General features: G+C 39.1%; 15 protein-coding genes. 3 read left to right on the top strand and 12 right to left on the bottom strand.

Going from position 1 to position 17,512, the window contains the following annotated elements:
* Position 1: 1 nt before the first annotated feature.
* The 6 genes from AOLE_RS08890 to AOLE_RS08865 are packed head-to-tail and all read right to left on the bottom strand — an operon-like array spanning position 2 to position 7,171.
* On the bottom strand, positions 2-619 hold the full coding sequence (locus AOLE_RS08890; RefSeq protein ID WP_013197734.1) for an NIPSNAP family protein: 618 nt from the start codon (positions 617-619) through the stop codon (positions 2-4).
* Positions 616-2,352: an FAD-dependent oxidoreductase gene (locus AOLE_RS08885; RefSeq protein WP_013197733.1), complete on the bottom strand. Its 1,737-nt coding sequence runs from the start codon at positions 2,350-2,352 to the stop codon at positions 616-618. Before AOLE_RS08885 ends, AOLE_RS08890 begins: the two co-directional genes overlap by 4 nt.
* A gap of 12 nt (positions 2,353-2,364) precedes the next feature.
* Positions 2,365-4,140: an FAD-dependent oxidoreductase gene (locus AOLE_RS08880; protein WP_013197732.1), complete on the bottom strand. Its 1,776-nt coding sequence runs from the start codon at positions 4,138-4,140 to the stop codon at positions 2,365-2,367.
* 5 nt (positions 4,141-4,145) lie between these two features.
* Complete coding sequence (locus AOLE_RS08875) at positions 4,146-4,973, bottom strand: sugar phosphate isomerase/epimerase family protein (protein ID WP_013197731.1); 828 nt, start codon at positions 4,971-4,973, stop codon at positions 4,146-4,148.
* A complete protein-coding gene (locus AOLE_RS08870) occupies positions 4,963-5,778 on the bottom strand; it encodes a shikimate dehydrogenase family protein (RefSeq protein WP_013197730.1) in 816 nt (271 codons plus the stop codon). The genes AOLE_RS08875 and AOLE_RS08870 overlap by 11 nt, the downstream gene beginning before the upstream one ends.
* Before the next feature lie 37 nt (positions 5,779-5,815).
* On the bottom strand, positions 5,816-7,171 hold the full coding sequence (locus AOLE_RS08865) for an MFS transporter (protein ID WP_013197729.1): 1,356 nt from the start codon (positions 7,169-7,171) through the stop codon (positions 5,816-5,818).
* Between the two features lie 209 nt (positions 7,172-7,380).
* Here AOLE_RS08865 and AOLE_RS08860 point away from each other — a divergent pair, with 209 nt between their 5' ends.
* Positions 7,381-8,151, top strand: coding sequence for an IclR family transcriptional regulator (locus AOLE_RS08860; protein WP_013197728.1), 771 nt, complete (start codon positions 7,381-7,383; stop codon positions 8,149-8,151).
* An 88-nt stretch (positions 8,152-8,239) separates the two neighbouring features.
* Here the strand turns inward: AOLE_RS08860 and AOLE_RS08855 are convergent, their stop codons facing one another.
* Positions 8,240-9,448, bottom strand: coding sequence for an MFS transporter (locus tag AOLE_RS08855; RefSeq protein ID WP_013197726.1), 1,209 nt, complete (start codon positions 9,446-9,448; stop codon positions 8,240-8,242).
* Between the two features lie 101 nt (positions 9,449-9,549).
* Between AOLE_RS08855 and AOLE_RS08850 the strand changes: the two genes are divergently transcribed.
* Entirely contained in the window at positions 9,550-10,167 is a 618-nt protein-coding gene (locus AOLE_RS08850) for a TetR/AcrR family transcriptional regulator (RefSeq protein ID WP_013197725.1), read from the top strand.
* A 38-nt stretch (positions 10,168-10,205) separates the two neighbouring features.
* Here AOLE_RS08850 and AOLE_RS08845 read toward each other — a convergent pair whose 3' ends face one another.
* From AOLE_RS08845 to AOLE_RS08825, 5 genes are all read right to left on the bottom strand, one after another.
* The gene (locus tag AOLE_RS08845; RefSeq protein ID WP_035331554.1) at positions 10,206-11,540 is read right to left on the bottom strand and encodes a carbohydrate porin; all 1,335 of its coding nucleotides are present in this window, start codon (positions 11,538-11,540) and stop codon (positions 10,206-10,208) included.
* 211 nt (positions 11,541-11,751) lie between these two features.
* Positions 11,752-13,104, bottom strand: a complete 1,353-nt coding sequence (locus tag AOLE_RS08840) for an MFS transporter (protein ID WP_013197723.1) — start codon at positions 13,102-13,104, stop codon at positions 11,752-11,754.
* Positions 13,105-13,191: 87 nt separating this feature from the next.
* Positions 13,192-13,524 carry an NIPSNAP family protein gene (locus AOLE_RS08835; protein ID WP_013197722.1) on the bottom strand — a complete coding sequence of 111 codons (333 nt, stop codon included), beginning with the start codon at positions 13,522-13,524 and terminating at the stop codon, positions 13,192-13,194.
* Positions 13,514-15,298: an FAD-dependent oxidoreductase gene (locus AOLE_RS08830; RefSeq protein WP_013197721.1), complete on the bottom strand. Its 1,785-nt coding sequence runs from the start codon at positions 15,296-15,298 to the stop codon at positions 13,514-13,516. Before AOLE_RS08830 ends, AOLE_RS08835 begins: the two co-directional genes overlap by 11 nt.
* A gap of 311 nt (positions 15,299-15,609) precedes the next feature.
* Positions 15,610-16,416, bottom strand: coding sequence for an IclR family transcriptional regulator domain-containing protein (locus AOLE_RS08825; RefSeq protein WP_013197720.1), 807 nt, complete (start codon positions 16,414-16,416; stop codon positions 15,610-15,612).
* 190 nt (positions 16,417-16,606) lie between these two features.
* Here AOLE_RS08825 and AOLE_RS08820 point away from each other — a divergent pair, with 190 nt between their 5' ends.
* Complete coding sequence (locus AOLE_RS08820; protein ID WP_013197719.1) at positions 16,607-17,347, top strand: SDR family NAD(P)-dependent oxidoreductase; 741 nt, start codon at positions 16,607-16,609, stop codon at positions 17,345-17,347.
* The last annotated feature ends 165 nt before the right edge of the window (positions 17,348-17,512 follow it).

Genomic DNA, 17,512 nt, shown 5'->3' with positions numbered 1-17,512 from the left:
TTTATTTCAGTGGCGATACGGAAGTTGGTAGTGCAATCATTGACTTCATTGCATGAGTTAACCACTGTGGACCACCTTTTGGTGGCCAAATGCCATCTGCCACTGATTTGGCACGAACTTCCGAACGCTCATTCAATGACGCATATGGCCAAATACTTACAATACGAGGTGTGCCATCAAGAGCATACATCGCTATTGTTAATTTTGAGTATTGAGTCCGAATTGGCACTGCATTTTTCCATGCTTCAAGGACATGAGGGACACCACCATGTTTCAACTCATAAGTGCGGATTTCATATACAGGACCAAATTCACCCACCTCAACTTCTGGTAAGAAGTCAAAACCAGCAAAATTTTCTACTGAATATCTAATAATATTTTCAGATGCACCAAACAAGTTTTCTTGTGCTGCTAAACGCGTATTTTCATCATCTAATTCTTGTTGTGAAGCATAGCTGCGTAATACAACAACTTGGTTGAGCTCGCCTATATCAGAGAAAAATACTCCAAGTAACTTACCTTTAGCTGCCTCATCTTGGTAAAAACTTTGAATACCTGCTGCAACAGTCGCAGTTGTACCCATTTTGATAGTAATGTTAATCAGTTGATAAAGCTTCATGCGGTTCTCCGTGGTTGTGTCATTTGTGTAGGTTGTTCAGTCACTTGTTTATTTAGTTTTCCTGCGGCAAATTGAGCAATTCGCCAAGCAAATACCATCCCTGGCCCTAGTGTTGTTCCTGGGCCCGGATATGTTCCTTTAAAAATTGAAGATAGGTCATTACCGCAGGCAAATAGTCCAGTAATCACCTGATTATTCTGATCAAACACTCGACCATAAATATCGCCAGCTAATCCACCACTACTCGCACAGTCCATTGGAATGACAGGTAAAGCGTAAAAGGGACCGTGCTCAAGTTTGCCCAAGCATGGATTAGGTTTGACTTCAGGATCTCCATTAAAACGATTCATCACACCACTGCCTTTACCAAAGTCTGTGTCTACACCCTGTTCAACGAGGTGATTAAAACGTTGAACTGTATTCACCAATCCTTGAGCGTTAATCCCAACCTTTTGGGCAAGCTCTTCTAGTGAATTTGCAGAGAATAAATATTTTGCTTTGAGGTAGTAATCGAGTTTTTTTGCGCCTGGCAAAACAAAACCTAACCCATATTTTTGAATCGCAGTTTGGTCGCAAATCAGGTAAGACTGAATTTTTGGTTTACCTTGATTTGTTTTAAGCTGAGCCATACAAAAGTCGTGGTACGAATCTGACTCATTGACAAAGCGTTTGCCATCATCATTGACAGCTATCACGCCTGGTTTGGCCCGGTCTAAAATAATGTGCGGCCAAATAGCTTTATAACCATTGGCATGAACATGAATTGAACATGGAAAATAAAGCACACTGCTATCCACAGAGGGATCAAGTTTTGCACCTTTTTCAATAGCTTTACTAAGCCCATCACCCGTGTTTGAGTAAGGTGACAGTGAGTCTGCAATTAAACCTTTTGGAAACAATTGTTGACGCAACTTTATATTCCACCCCACACCACCTGTGGCTAAAACCACACCTTTTCTGGTACGAACGACTTTTACGCCTTGTTCGGTTTCAATTTTGGCTCCCACCACTTTGCCTTTTTCGATCAGTAACTCTTGCAGTGGTGCATTGAACCAAACAGGAACATGTTTTTGTTTAAGGTTATAAAATAAGCTACCTACCAAAGCATTACCCATAACAAGCCGTGTACCCCGATTAAAGCGTAGACGTGACAGAAAATAAGGCACCACAACTTTTAAGGTAGTCATAAAGTTCTGAAAGCTTTGTAAAGGATTTAACAATGCATTTAATTCAGTACGATTGACCATCATGCCGCCTAAGCCCATAAATTCCGCTCGTGGAGGACGTACATATTTAAAGTCAGCACCTAAAACACTTGCATCAAACTCAGCAGGCGCAAGTGCACGACCACCAAATGCTTCACCTGGTTGATTTTTGACATAGTCGGGGTGTGCTAAACAAGCGTTAAGCTTAACTGTAGTTTTCTCATCTAAATCACGGACCATATCCGCACATGAAGCTAGAAATGCTTCACGAAGTTCTTCACCACCACGTTCACCAACGACAGATTTAAGAAAAATTCGAGCCTGCTCAATATCATCAGGAACGCCTGCTTGAACACTTAAATGTGAGCCTGGTGCCCAAATCGTTCCACCTGATGTTGCTGAAGTGCCACCTACTTGTGAAGCCTTTTCGCAAAGTAAGACATCTAATCCATTAAGCTTGGCAAAAAGTGCTGCGGACATGCCTGCTGCCCCACCGCCAATAACCAATAAATCAACTTCTTTATCCATGTTCAATTCTCCTTAATCCTGCCTATGTGGCTTGAACGCTACTGTTTCAGTTCTAGCCTGCTCAGCAATTTTTTTTGCAGCAAGATAACCAAATGTCATGGCTGGACCTAAGGTAATTCCACCACTTGGATATTGACCACCCATGATGCTATTGAGATCATTTCCAGCCGCAAATAATCCATTAATTGGTTGCCCTGTTTTATTTAGAACTTGGGCATATTCATCTGTAACCAGTCCTGCAAATGTCCCTAAACTTCCTGGCACCACCTCAACTGCATAAAATGGTCCATTTTCAATCGGGGCAATACATGGGTTCGGATGATGATCGGCATCACCCTGTGCTTTTTGATAAGGAGTAGTACCACGTTGAAACTCGGGGTCTTGGCCTAAATAGGCATATTGGTTGTACTGCTCTACTGTTTTTAAAAACTGAACTGGATCTATACCGCACGCCACAGCCAGCTCTTGAATAGTGTGTCCTTGTTTTAAGTAACCGTTGTCTAGCCAAGGCTTTAGAGAAATTGGAAAAGGTTTAACAGCGCCTAAGCCGTAACGGCGGATGAACTTGTGATCACAAATCAACCAGCAATGTGCTTGTTTGCCTTGCGATGTATGTTTGAATAAATCTTTAATAAATGCAGGATAGGAATCACCTTCATTCGTGAACCGACAGCCATTTTTTAAAACTGCAATTAATCCCGGTTTACCTCGCTCAACCAAATGTGGAAAACGACCTAAAGTTCCATCTAAACGCGGAATTAATGAAACAGGTGCCCATGCGCCAGACCAAGGCAAGGTTTGGTCAACAGTTGCTCCAATTGCTTCTGCTGCAATTAAGCCATCACCTATATTTGTTTCAGGAGCAGCTGAATGATGAGGAGTTCCTTCACTCACATGTTTAAATAAAGCTTGTTTACGTTTTTCATCATGCGGAAAACCACCAGTCGCTAATACCACGCCATGTTTTGCTATTATCTTGACGATACCAGCTGGTGTTTTAAATAATGCTCCAATCACTCGACCATTTTCTTCAACTAATTCAGTCATGGCATGATTTGCTAATAGTTTTACTTTGTAATCAAATGCAGATTTGAGTAAGCGAGCCACCAAAGCATTACCATTCACAATTTGAGTAGAGCGCTTAGTAAAAATTAGATCAAAAAAGTGTCGTAATACTCTTTTGGTCGCATAGATAAAGGATGGAATTGTATTAAAAGTATTAATGAAATGCTTCATATCTGCGCCAGAAGCGATACCCATTCCCCAAAGCGTAGTTTCAGGAATTGGCGGACGTAGGATATTTAGTTTCTGACCAAGTAAACGACCATCGTAAGGTGCCGCAACAATCGAACGCCACCCAACCCTAGCACCCTCAATATTGAAAAAGTCAGGTACTGCGGCACCAATATTAAACTTAACCTCAGTTTTGGCTTCGAAAAATTCCACCATTTTTGGTGCTTGAGTTAAATAAGTATGAATCATTGTTTCATCATACTTTTCACCCAAAATATTTTTTAAATATAGCTTAGGTATCTCAATTGATTCGGCTTTTCCTTCACGTACAGCATGAGGTGTATTAGGAATCCATAACCACCCTCCCGATACAGCAGTAGTTCCACCAAATACGGATGCTTTCTCTGCGACAATAACCTTTAATCCTTCATATGCTGCGGTCACGGCGCTTGAAAGCCCACCTGCACCTGAGCCAATGACTAAAACATCACATTCGTAGCATTCACGAATTGGCATCGGAATCATCTGAAATGGTTGTTGGGTTTTTGCGTTCATACTTATTACCCCGTAACCGTGCCCAATTGAGCGAGTGCAACGAGCTGCTTCATTGCTTGCAAATTAACTTCAGCGCGTTCGAGAGCAGGACGTTCAGCTAGTACTAAATTGGGGACTTCTGCCGCTAATATAATTTCTTTAGGCAAAGCACGAATTAACCCTACAAGATCAATTTCACCTTGCCCTGGCACTAATCGATTAGAACGTGCAATCTTAATTAAGCCTTCGTCGCTCGGATCATATTCAGCAAAACCATCGCAAAGCTGAACATAGTTCAATTGCTTTGGATTAAGTGCTTTGATCTGCTCAAGTGTTGAATCTGATCGGTCAAAATGTAATGCATCAATTAAAATGGCCGCATTTTCTTGCCCTGATTGATTCACGATATATTCAGCCTGCGACAAATTTTTCACATTGGTCCACGGCATGAACTCTAGGTCACAACTCAAGTCAAACTGTTTACTTAATTCACAAAATTGTGCGAAGTGATGTATTTGTCTTGACTGCTCAGGGTCATTTCCTGCAACTAAAATATGCCTAGCACCGAGCTGCTCAGCGGTACTTAAAAACTGCAAATATTTTCTTGGTTCAAAATCTTGAGTAATTCGCACAATTTCAACATCAGCAATACGAACACCCGTGTCATTCAAAGCAGCCTTTGTTTCCTTAATTAGCTTGCTATCATTTAAAATTGGATAATCTACTTCATTAGGTGCTGCTGGCAGCAGGCGTAAGCCCACTGCTGCATAACCACACTTTGCTGCAATTTTGACTGCTTCTACAGGACTCACATCTGCAACTGTCAAAAATGAAAGTGAATATTCACGCGACATCTTGTTGCTCCTGCTCTTTCTCAAGTAAATAAGCAATCATTAGGTCACGAACCTCAATAAACATGTCCGTTCCTTTGACTGCGTTACATCCCAAAGTCGATGCATGTTGAATAAATGGTGTGTTTTCAGGACTAGTCACCACATCTGCAACCGACATTTGTGCAGTTATTTTTTCTAATTGAAAAGCTGCTGAAGGATCGCCATTCATTCCCATAGGTGTCGCATTGACCACAACGTCGAATCCTGTTGGATCATTGTTATGTGCAACAACTTTTCCTTTACCTAGCTGTTGAAGTTGTTCAACTAATTGTTTTTGACGCGTTTGATCTACATCAAAAATTGCTAACTCTGCTACCTCAGCAAGAAGTAATTCATAAGCAATCGCTTTACCTGCTCCACCAGCTCCCGCCAAAATGGCACGTTTATCTTTTAGCTCGATTAACTTATTTCGTATCGCTTGTACCATGCCTTTACCATCAAGCATGTCTCCTTCCCACCCTTCTTTACAGCGGCGAATCGTATTTACCGCCCCAATAAACTGTGCACGTGAAGTTAATTTTTGGCAGCAATTCAAAGCCGAAATTTTATGAGGCACCGTGACAATCAAGCCGTCACTATTATTTAAATACAAATTTTGCTGAACAAAATTTGGGAATTGTTCTGGTGCTACATCAGCAGGTATAACAATCGCATTTAAATCCTTTTTAAGCAGCTCCATCGTTACACCCTCAGGTGATTTGACCTGTACAATCGGATGTCCTACCACAAAATAAAGACGAGTTGATCCATTCAATTGAATATCCATTATTCAATCTCCTTAAAAGTCGATGAGTTAGAAAATTTTAGATTTGAACTTTTTTAAGTTCGTGCTGAAGTATCTTTGTTGGCGAATAAACCAGTTTCATAATGATTAATGCTGCGACCATACCGGCGGTTGGTAAGCAAAGCACAAGGAATATTTTGCTCGTCGCCCATCCTAGGCTTAAAAAATATGCTCCCGCAAATGCGCTACCCACTGCTCCTAATCGGCCTATCCCATGCATCCAACTGTTGCCGGTCGCGCGAGCAAAAACTGGGTAAAATGAACTGGAAACACTGTTAAGACCTGCATTCGCACCATTCATCCACATACCGATGAAGAAACACATCATGCTATACATTACAAAGTTATGACCCACTGCACCTAGAAAGAACATGAAGCCAATCGCTAAAAGATATGCAATCACTAATCCAAGGTGTGGATTCAACTTGTCCATCAAATAACCGCAGGCGATACAACCTACTGGGCCCCCTAGCTGATAAATCGCAGTGATAATTGAAGCTTCGCTAATGCTGAAACCAAATTCATGGCTCATCATTGGTAACCAACTTCCAAGTAAATACACCACAAACAAACCAGATGCATAGCTCCACCAGAGCAAAAAGCTGCCTAAGAAATAAAAAGGACTCAGGACTGCTTTTACTGGATTATCAACCGTATTAGTTTTTGCTTTAGGTAAAACGAAAACAGTGTTAGCTGTATCAAAATCTGGTGCCATTTTATGGATAATGGCATCAATCTCTGCTTTTGGATGTTCCTTCAGGACTTTATAACCAATAGATTCAGGTAGTTTAAATACTGCGATAACGGCTAGAACAAGTGGTAGGACTCCACCAATAATCATCATGGCATGCCAGTTAAAATGTGGAATCACCCAAGCAGCCAAAAAACCTCCAATAGCAGCACCAATTGTGAATCCACTTAGAATGATGGTAACCATACGGCCATTCATTCTCATGGGAGAGTAATCCGTTACCAACGTAACAGCTTGCGGCATTACCCCTCCCATAAATAAACCAGCAATAAAACGGAACATCATCAGTTCTGTCACATTGCTAGAAACTGCTGCACATAAAGTAAATACACCAAAACCCATTAAGTTAATAATGAGTAGTTTTTTACGTCCAAACTTGTCTGCCAAAGGTCCTGAAATCACTGCACCTACAGCTAAACCAATTAAAGCTGCACTCATTACGGGTGCAAGATCCGTTGTAGTAATTCCCCATTGCTGCTTAATGACGGGAGCCACAAATCCCATAATTGATATATCAATACCATCAACAACGACAATCATTAAACATAAAAAGATGACTAGTTTTTGTATTGGGGATATAGGATTTTCATCAATAAACTCCCTTAAATTTACCTGTTGAGTCATACACTTACTCCATTAGTGTGTATAAGCAAATATGCGTTTTCCATCGCTTATTCAGTTTTGCTCCCTACTTATTCTCAAAAGCTGAATAATTAGGAAACTCCTTATCTGAATGATTCATCTGTACGGCATTTGAGATAGAATCTAAAACAACTATAATCTGTTTTTAATTTTTTTGGAACACTGTTCCAGAAAATAATATTAGGATTTTTATGCTCAGCAATACCGATCGTTCTTTGCTCATCCTCGAAGCACTATTAAAAGAAGTGGATGGATGTGCACTTAGTCAGCTTTCTGTTGATCTTGATATCCCAAAGTCTGCAATGCATCGCATTCTGACTGCGATGAAAGACATGGGATATATCTATCAAGATGAAATCACCCAACACTACAAGCTCACTCTTAAAATTGCCTCAATGGGTTTGAGTTTTCTGTCTTCACGCTCGATTACCGAAACATTTCAACCCTATCTTGATGAACTCGCAGAAACCTCTTCTGAACTGGTTCGCCTCGGTTTAATCGAAGACGAAAAAATTATCTGGATTGGTAAGGCTCAAGGAGCCAAATCAGGTCTAAAATATGATCCTGACTCAGGCAACGTGGCCTATTTACCAGCTTCAGCTTGTGGTTTAGCGTATTTATCTACCCTTGATCAAAATGACTTTGCACGAATTGTGGAACGTGAAGGTTTCGATAAAGCCAAGAACTTTGGACCAAACTCACCAAAAGACCTTACAGAACTAGAGCAAATGATTAATGCTTCTAGAGAGCGAGGTTATGGTGTGATTAGTGACACCTATGAGCTAGGTATGTCTGCTATGGCTAAAATCATTCTCAACCCACAGACAGGTGAGCCTTTTGGCACAGTCAGTATTGCAGGGCCTTCTGTACGATTAAGTCCTAAACGTATTGAAGAGTTAGCACCAGCACTCATGGCAACTTCTGAAAAAATTGCATCCATCATCAATTTGATCCATATCTAATTTTTAGCTTCTAAGGCAATCAAAATCATATTTCGATTGCCTAAACTCCCTTTAAAACATTTTTCAAGCTCCAAAAACTGAGCAATCATTATTTATGACAAGCTAATATAGGCCCTACCTTAAATTTAAGTTGATGCATCAACCAAACGATAGTCACCATTAATAATGCTGCAATCAGCCCTAATGTGATGACCACCCCGAAATATTCAATAAAATAACTGGAAAGGATGACAGGCCAGATCGTGCCTTGATAGGCAATAAACAAATAACTAGAAAAGATCAGTGGATTTTTTTCCCGATCCATCATATTGCCAATAAAGTGATAGACAGCACTTAGGGTAAAACCATGTCCCATACCCGTTAGTAAAATACTAATCAATAAAAACCAAACTATGTGTTCGACTTCTGCCATCACCAAACTAATCGTTCCAAGCAATAAAGCTAATAGCCCTGCATACAACACATGCAATTCTTTAAACGATTTACAAAATAATTGACTCAGTACTGACACAAATAAAATGATTGAAATTGATACACCTGTTAAGGTGGCTGACGATTTAATCGGTAATTCTTTAATAAAAGTCCCAGCTAAAGCTGCATATAAGCTGAAGGCCCCGAAACTACAAAGTGCAGCCACACTACAGACCCAGAAAACTTTACGTGAAGCTACCTGCGGCAATGCTAAACCTTGTAACTTTAATAACTCATTTAACTGATATTTTTTCTCAATTTTAAATCTGGGTTTGACCCAAAACACACTGATAAATATTAGAAGTGAAAAAAAGATAATAATCCAATAAGGATCAGCCAAAGGTCGCACAGTATGATCAGCTAATATACCACCGACCAAAGGCCCCAAACCAAAACCCAAGACAGTAATTATAGAAGTAAGCTTTTCAGCTAATGCCTTATTACGAAACGGATATTGGTCTTTGAGTCCCACCATTGCAGCAGTGGTAATAAGTCCTGAAGCAATTCCAATCAGAAACCTCGAAAAGCCCAGTAACCAAACAGAACTTGCCAATGCAGACAACATTAAACCTAAAATGGTTAAAGCCAGACTGACCAAAATCACATTTTTATAGTGATAAATTGCATTGAGTTTATTTAAAAACAGAAGTGAAAAAACTACGCCTAACATATAGGAAATAAAGATATAGCCTATTTGAGACGTTGAAACTCCCCACTCTTGTTCATAGATTGCATATAGAGGACTTGCTAGAGCGGTGCTTAAAGCAGCAAGACACAGCGCAAAGCTAATAATGCAATATTGAACACTGGACTTTGGTGTCTGCATAATTCAACCAAAAGTGACTTTTAAGTCGATTTTAATTCAAATATGACCTGCAGGTCAATTTATGTTAAAATAATATTGGTAACAATGAAATCTAGTTCAACATGACGAAATCTAAAACACGCGGCCCTAGTCTAGAAAAGACGCAAGAAACTAAAAAGAAAATTATTGACTCTGCTCTACAACATTTTATTGAAGTGGGTTTTGCAAGAGCAAAAATTTCAGATATTGCTAAACATGCTGAATTAGGCAAAGGTACAATTTATTCTTATTTTGAAACTAAAGATCAGCTATTTGAAGCAGTAATTGATGCTCTCATCAACGATTCATTTCGCCCTATTCGCGCTTCTGAAATCACTCAAAATGAAACTGTTTACGAGTTTATTTGTAAAAAGATTATTCCCAGTGTTTTAACGCTTGAAAGGACTGGTCGTGCGGATATGGCACTCTTAATTTTACGTGAAGGAAATAATTTTCCGCATATTCGTCAAACTTACGTAAATAAGATTTTTTTACCTATTCAGTATGAGCTTGAGCAATTAACCAGTTTAGCGATTCAACGTGGAGAATTATCAGCCACTATTTCCCCACAGCAATTTGCATTGCTTATTGTGAGTCCTATGTGGATGGGTATGATTCACAATGGCATCCTGAATCCAAATGAAGTTTTATCACTTGAAACGCTTTTCCAAGAAAATCTAAAAATCTTGTTTGGAAAATAAAAGGGCAAACCCCTGTTTGCCTTTTTACTCATACATATTTAAAAATTAAGTTTCATGGTCATACCAGCTACCCAAGCATCATCCACTTGTTTTACACCACCCGCTTGATGCACATATTGAATATTTGGTCGTAAAGCAATACTAGGTGACCATTGAAAGTTATAGTTCAATTCAATATTCAATTCATCATACTGAATCGGTGTATATTTCGGATTCGCATAGTCAGCTTCGGTTAATCCCAGCAATTGATTAGATGCATTTTGGCGCTCTTGTACACGATCATTCACATCAAAACGTGCTAGGCCCAAACCGATGGTATCATTTGGTCGACGCTCAAATATGCCTTTATACCAAAGTGCTAGTTGCTGTGTGCTTTCAACAACAGTTGTAGATTTATCATTAAAAGTAAAGTTTGCTGAAATAAATAAACCATGCTTAGGGTCGTCCGCAGGCGCAAAAACCTGTTGTTGCGCATTAAGCCAAACACTATGCTTATTGTTTTGCCATTTCCGATCTGCTGCATTTGGCTCAATATTACCTTTTTCATCTGTACTAACATTACGTGCATCTGCCGTTGACAAAAATGCACCGACTTTATATTCACCACTTAAGCCATCGAAAAATGCTAGATTGGGTTTCCAAGATAGTTCCACAGGAATTAAAATACCTTTACGTTGATCCATATCCAAATTAAAACCATGTTGCTCTAAAGCATTTTCAGGATTGACCTCATAAATCCCTGTTCCAAACCAGAGCGATGGTAAAAATTGATATTTGGCGTTAATTCCCCATTGGCTTACAGGACTATTAAACCAAATATCTCCTACTGTTTTACCTAACTGACCTCCACATAACATTAAGTTTTGAAACTCACAATGTGATGCATTAAAATCATCTGAAAGTCCCATGCGACCTACCTTAATGTGTAGATCATTATTCAAAAATCCTTTTTTAATCCATGCACTGGTTAAGCGCCACCATTGTCCACGCCCATAAATCTCTTGAGCACTACTAAATTGCGGCGCTCTAGGATCACTAATCCGATCAGTAGAAAGCGGTTGTCCATCTCGTTTCGTTATGCTCAACTGGGCTTGAGTATCTTTCCAATCTGCTATTTTTTCTAAATCTAGACGTGTACCAAATGTCCATTGGTTTGCATTAAATAGTCGTGATGAATCGTCATATCCTCCACTTAAATTAACAGCACTTTCATTTTGAAAAGCGGCGGTAAATTGATAACCCTGCTGTTCGAGTTGAGCCCGTTTTCCGTTCCAATCGCCCAATATCCATTTTTGATCCTGAGCTAAAGGATCGAAGGCGAATACCGCACTACTTGCTAATGTAAAAGTTGAAATCATCGCAAGCGAAGTCATAGAAAATTTCATTAATGCTGTTCCTTAGCACATTGTTTATTATGAACATAAAGCCTTGAATTATTTCAGCTGAATCAACTGCTATACATTTTTTAAGTGTATTTATCCCTACCTGACCAGCACGCTGATCAAGCTAATTCAAAGCCATAGAAAATATTTAAGAAGCAAAGATAGATTTTAAAATAGTTAATCATCTTGCTTTATTACTGATTTAACTCAACTGTGTTTTGGTTTGCACAATAGACTGTTTCGTTTTAATACCCTGAATTAAAACGGCAAAACCAGAAAGTACAGCAGGAATCATTAACAATGAGAACATCATAGAAAATGGCATACCTGAACTGATCATCGCAGCTCCAGCAAATGCACTTAATATTGCACCAAAGCGCCCAATACCATTCATCCAGCTTGCTCCGGTTGCGCGAGCAGAAGTCGGATAATATCCAGTCGCTAAAGCACTTAAACCAACGGCCCCACCATTAAAGGTAAAACCAAGAATCCATGCAAAAATACACATAAGCACCATATCATAACCAAAATGCCCTAACCCAAAGGTTGCAAGTGCGCCAATCAACATCGCAATAAAAAGTACCAAACGCGGACGATAATGATCCATACACCAACCAAGAGTGATACTTCCAACAGGACCACCAATTTGAAAGAACGAAGTCACAATGGCAGCTTGAGAAATCGTAAATTGATTCGATTTAATTAAGGTTGGTAACCAGCTACTGCATAGATAGATTAAAAATAATGCCATGAAATAACTGATCCAGAGCATAATCGTGCCATAGCGATATTTACTAGATAAAATTAGACCTAGACCAGATTTCTCGGTTTTTACTTCATTCAGATAAATTTCTTGATTTAAAAAAGAAGATTGTGGAAATAAGCGTTTTAAAATCGCTTTGATTTTGTCTTGGGAGTACGATTGTTTGACTAAATAAGTAATTGATTCAGGCATTTTCCAATATAAAAATGGTACCAAAATCAAAGGTAGTACGCCGCCTAATATCAACATACTACGCCAGCCAAACTCCGGAATCAGCCATGCTGCTAAAAAACCACCTGCGGCAGCGCCTAAAGAAAATCCACAGTAGGCAACAGTAACTGAAAATGAACGGCGATGATCTGCTGCATACTCTGAAACTAAAGTCGCTGCATTGGGAGCAGCAGCACCTGCACCTAATCCAGTAAGAAAACGATAAATTAAAAGATGTGTGATATCAGTTGAAAACGCTGTTAGCAAAGTAAAAATACCAAAGCCAAGTACGCTTAAAATTAGCACTGGTTTTCGGCCAAATTTATCTGATAAAGGCCCAGAAACTAATGCACCTATTGCTAATCCAACCAATGCTGCACTTAAAACTGGTGCTAACTCTTGTGCACTAATACCCCACTCCTGAATAATCTGAGGAGCAATCAATCCCATGACTACGACATCCAGACCATCTAGGGCAATAATAGCAAAGCAAAAAAATAGAATGAGCTTTTGTAGTCCACCCATCTTATTTTCATTTAATATACTTTTTACATCTTTCCTTTGTATTTGACTTGTGCTCATGAGTTTCTCCTTATAAAAGCACGAAGTTTCCCTCGGTGTTTTTCTCAAAACACCGTTCCTTAAGGGAATTTTTAAATAAACTGCTGTTTAAGGCTTAATTAGTGAAGCTAAGTTCACTGGCCTTAAAATTTGATTCACCTGTGACGTCACTAAACCTTCAGATGCTTTCAAATAAATTTGGAAGTCAGGATCTGTATCTCGGGCAAAACTACGCTTTTCATAGTCATCCAGACTGTCATAACCCCACAAATGTACGACCTGATTTAACGTACCGATATTACTAATATAAAAACCAAGTGGCTCGCCCAAGTGCTTTTTCAAAATAGGCATCGCCAGCTGATCGAATACCTCAAGAAATCTAGGCATGCATCGTGGTGTAATATTGTAAATACGGTGATCAACAATCGGTTTATGAAACATGAAAAGTCTCCTTAACAGATTGAGAGTTGGCAGATTTAGAATTTTTAGATGATATAAAACCATTCCCTCCTTTAGCTAAATCAGCAATATGTGATCCTGTGATATAACCAAAAGTCATGATTGGCCCTAAAGTAATTCCTGCACCTGGATAGTTTCCACCCATAATACTCGCACGGTCATTACCAACTGCGTATAAACCTTGAATGGGTTGGTGAAACTGATTTAAAACTTCACCAGTAACGGCTGTTCTGATTCCATCAAATGTTCCTAAATCGCCCATAAACACCTTCACAGCATAAAATGGACCTTGCTCAATTGGTGCTACACATGGATTTGGTTTGTGATCTGGATCGGCCAAATATCGGTTAAACGAAGTAGAACCACGATGGAATTCTGGATCCTGGCCTTTCACAGCCCCTTCGTTATAACGCTGTACTGTTTTAGCCAACTGCTCAGCATTAATTCCCACCTGCTGTGCCAGTTCTTTTAAACTATTACCTTTAAAGAGATAGCCTTTTTTAATTAAAGATGAAAGTGGTATTGGGGCAGGTTTGGCATAACCTAAACCGTATTTGCTAATCGTTTTATGATCGCAGATCAACCACATGGCTGTTTCATCGAACTCCTCACACGCCCTAAATAAATCTGCACCTACATCATGATAAGAGTTTGATTCATTGGTAAAACGTTTGCCGTTTTTAAGCACACCAATAATTCCAGGCTTATAACGGTCTAATAAATGTGGGAACACGCCGTAGCCATCTGTACAAGGGACTTTTGACACTGGCATCCATGCAGCAGAATCCGCATATTGAATATCCACTACACCACCAACCGATTCTGCAAGGCGACAACCATCTCCTGTATTAGTCTTTGGCACAGGTGAGATGTGTTCACCACCATGTTTCAGGTGCGCATAAACTTGTTTGAGTCGTTCAATATCATGTGAAAAACCGCCACATGCCAGCACGACTCCGTTTTTAGATTTAATCTGGCAGTGCTGATCTGGTTGTTGAACTTGTACGCCAACAACTTTGTCATTTTCAAAATTTAACTGCTTAACTTCAGCTTCTGTATAGATTGGAATATCTAAATCAAATGCAGATTTAGCCAAACGTGCAGCCAAAGCATTACCGCTTGTGACATTGGTACCACGACCATAAATAGCCAGTTCTTTTAAATGAATAGCTAATCGCTTTGCCACATAGATAAATGAAGTAAACGATTTAGTGGCATTAAAAAAGTGCTTTAAATCTGCATTAGATGAATTAAACATCATGCCAATAAAGGTAATGGTTTTAAGAGGCGGACGTAGGCGCTTCATATTCTCGCCCAAACCACGAATATCATAGGGTGCAGCTAGTACAGAGCGACCAATATCAACCCCACCCGGAGCATCCGGATGATAGTCTGGATAAAGTGTCGGGATAAATTTGACTGAGGTATTTTGTTCAAAAAACTGGAGCATTTCAGGTGCATAATCCAGAAATGCGTTTACAGCCTCAGCATTAAAAAATTCTTTGGTTTCATGCTTTAAATAGGTCAATGCTGCTTCACGGCTATCTTGTATACCATTTTGTTTTGCATGATGATTCCCTGGAACCCATAGTACTCCACCAGAAAAAGCTGTTGTACCTCCGAACACATCGTCTTTTTCAAGGACAATAACATTTAAGCCTTTTTTCTTAGCAGTAATCGCAGTCGACAAACCGCCTGCCCCTGCACGCACCACAACCAAATCGCATTCAAGCTGTTGAGGTAATTTGGTATTCATTGTTGTCACTCCTTGCGACAGATCCATGCGTTCACTTGCCTGAAATAGCTGGCTACACCATCCTGATAGTGTTGTATCGAACGCTTTTCTTTTTATTAAACTACGGGGCTATCACAGTTCCGACTAGACTACTTTCTTTTAAATTGAACGATGATCGCGCAAACACATCTTATATCGTTCACTGTTTATAAAATCATCTCTTCCAACGGTTATATAAGACAAATTAAATAGTCTTAAAATATTGATAAAATTATTTTAAATATAAAAAAACGCCCGATGAGGACGTTTGATTGAAACTACAAAACAATAAACTAAATCATGTCTCGAATTTCTTTGGCTGCCTCTCTTAGTAATGGCAAAACCGTATTAATCAGATAGGTATCATTTACTTTAGAAATCGGAGCAACAGCATTTAATCCCGCAATAATATCACCAGTCTGATTAATAATCGGTATCGCAATTGCTGTTACGCCCAGTTCATATTCTTCAGCGGAAATACAATAACCATTGTCCTTAATGGTCTGTAATGCAGCTAGAAAACTGGCTTCTTCTGTGTATGTATATGCAGTAAATCGTTTAAGTCCATATAACTTAATCCAATTCTTTTGCTCTTCTAAGGATTTATGCGCTAATAAAACTTTACCCGTAGATGAAGCATGAGCAGGAATTCGATTACCCAGATGAATACCAAAAGGACTTACCCGGAAATTATCATTTTGCGGAACACTTCTAGCAATCGGAACAACCTCATAATTATCTTGAACCACCACTGAGAAAACTAATGTCGTTTTTTCAGATAAATGATTTAACACAGACTGCGATATTTTTGGCAAATGTGCTGTACTTAAAAAAGCCCCTGAAAACTTAAGTACCTTATGTGTTAGCCAGTAATAATATTCATCAGTTTCAAGATAGCCTAAAAACTTGAGTGTCTTTAGATATCTACGTGCTGCTGTACGAGTAATATTAGTTCGCTCTGCGACTTGAGTAACATTTAAACGCTGTCGATCTGTGCCAAATGCTTCAAGAATATTGAGGCCCTTTGCTAAACCTGCAATGTAGTCATCGTATTTAATCGTCTCTTCTGAGAGCGGATGTTGAATAATCTGATCCCTCATCATTTTCCCTTTTCTAAATTCCCTGTCCGATATTCGCTCAGTATGTCTGAATATCGTCTTCATTCCCAGATTGTATCTAGAGCTCGTTTGGCTAAATACGTATTTTAAGTCTTACAGGAGAACTTCAATATTTAAGCATCTATTTCACAAAGAGAGCTTAGATCAAAACTTAGGATTTAGGAAATGTATTATGTCTAGACTACAAAATAAAGTCTGTATTATCACAGGTGCAGCCTCTGGTATGGGTGAGTCTGAAGCAATTGCTTTTGCACAACAAGGAGCAAAATTAATTATTGCCGACATGAATTTAGAACAGGCTAACCAAGTTGCCGAGAAAATCATCAACGCAGGTGGAGAAGCCTTTGCTTTTCAAGTGGATGTCACTCAATTTGATCAGCTCAAGCAGTTAGTTGAATTTACATTAGAGAAGTTTGGAAGAATTGATGTACTACTGAATAATGCAGGTATTTTCGACAAATATACCAATAGCTTAGATACAACCGAAGAACTTTGGGACCGAATGTTTGCCATAAATGTAAAAGCCGTATTCAATTTAAGTAATTTAGTTTTGCCTAAAATGATTGAACAGGGTTCTGGAGCAATTATCAATATTGCATCTATTGCGGGTCTAGTAGCTCAAATGGGAGGCGCTTCTTATACAGCCTCAAAACATGCTGTAATTGGTTATACAAAACATCTAGCAGCAGTGTATGCCAAACATGGCATCAAAATTAATGCTATTTGCCCAGGCACTATTCGTACGCCAATGACTGCCAAAATGCTAGAAACTCGCCCTACTGATAAAATTCCATTGGACCGTTTTGGAGAAGCGTCTGAAGTTGCCGAGTTAGCTATTTTTCTAGCTTCCGATGAAGCGCGTTTTATGAATGGCTCATGTATTACAATTGATGGCGGATACACTATTATTTAATAAGATATGTTTACTCATCTAATAGAAATATCTATTAGATTAGTTTAAAAACAATAGTAATTGTTTTAAATGATATATGTCTTATTTTGAAATTAAAGAAACAACAATATTAAATCTTTCTTGAGTAAGAAAATAAAACCCAAAATCACATGGTAATTTTGGGTT

It is taken from the genome of Acinetobacter oleivorans DR1, from assembly GCF_000196795.1.
GTDB classification, from domain to species: Bacteria; Pseudomonadota; Gammaproteobacteria; order Pseudomonadales; family Moraxellaceae; genus Acinetobacter; species Acinetobacter oleivorans.
The sequence above is the reverse complement of the archived record's forward strand: the minus strand, read 5'-3'. Positions and strand labels throughout refer to the sequence as shown.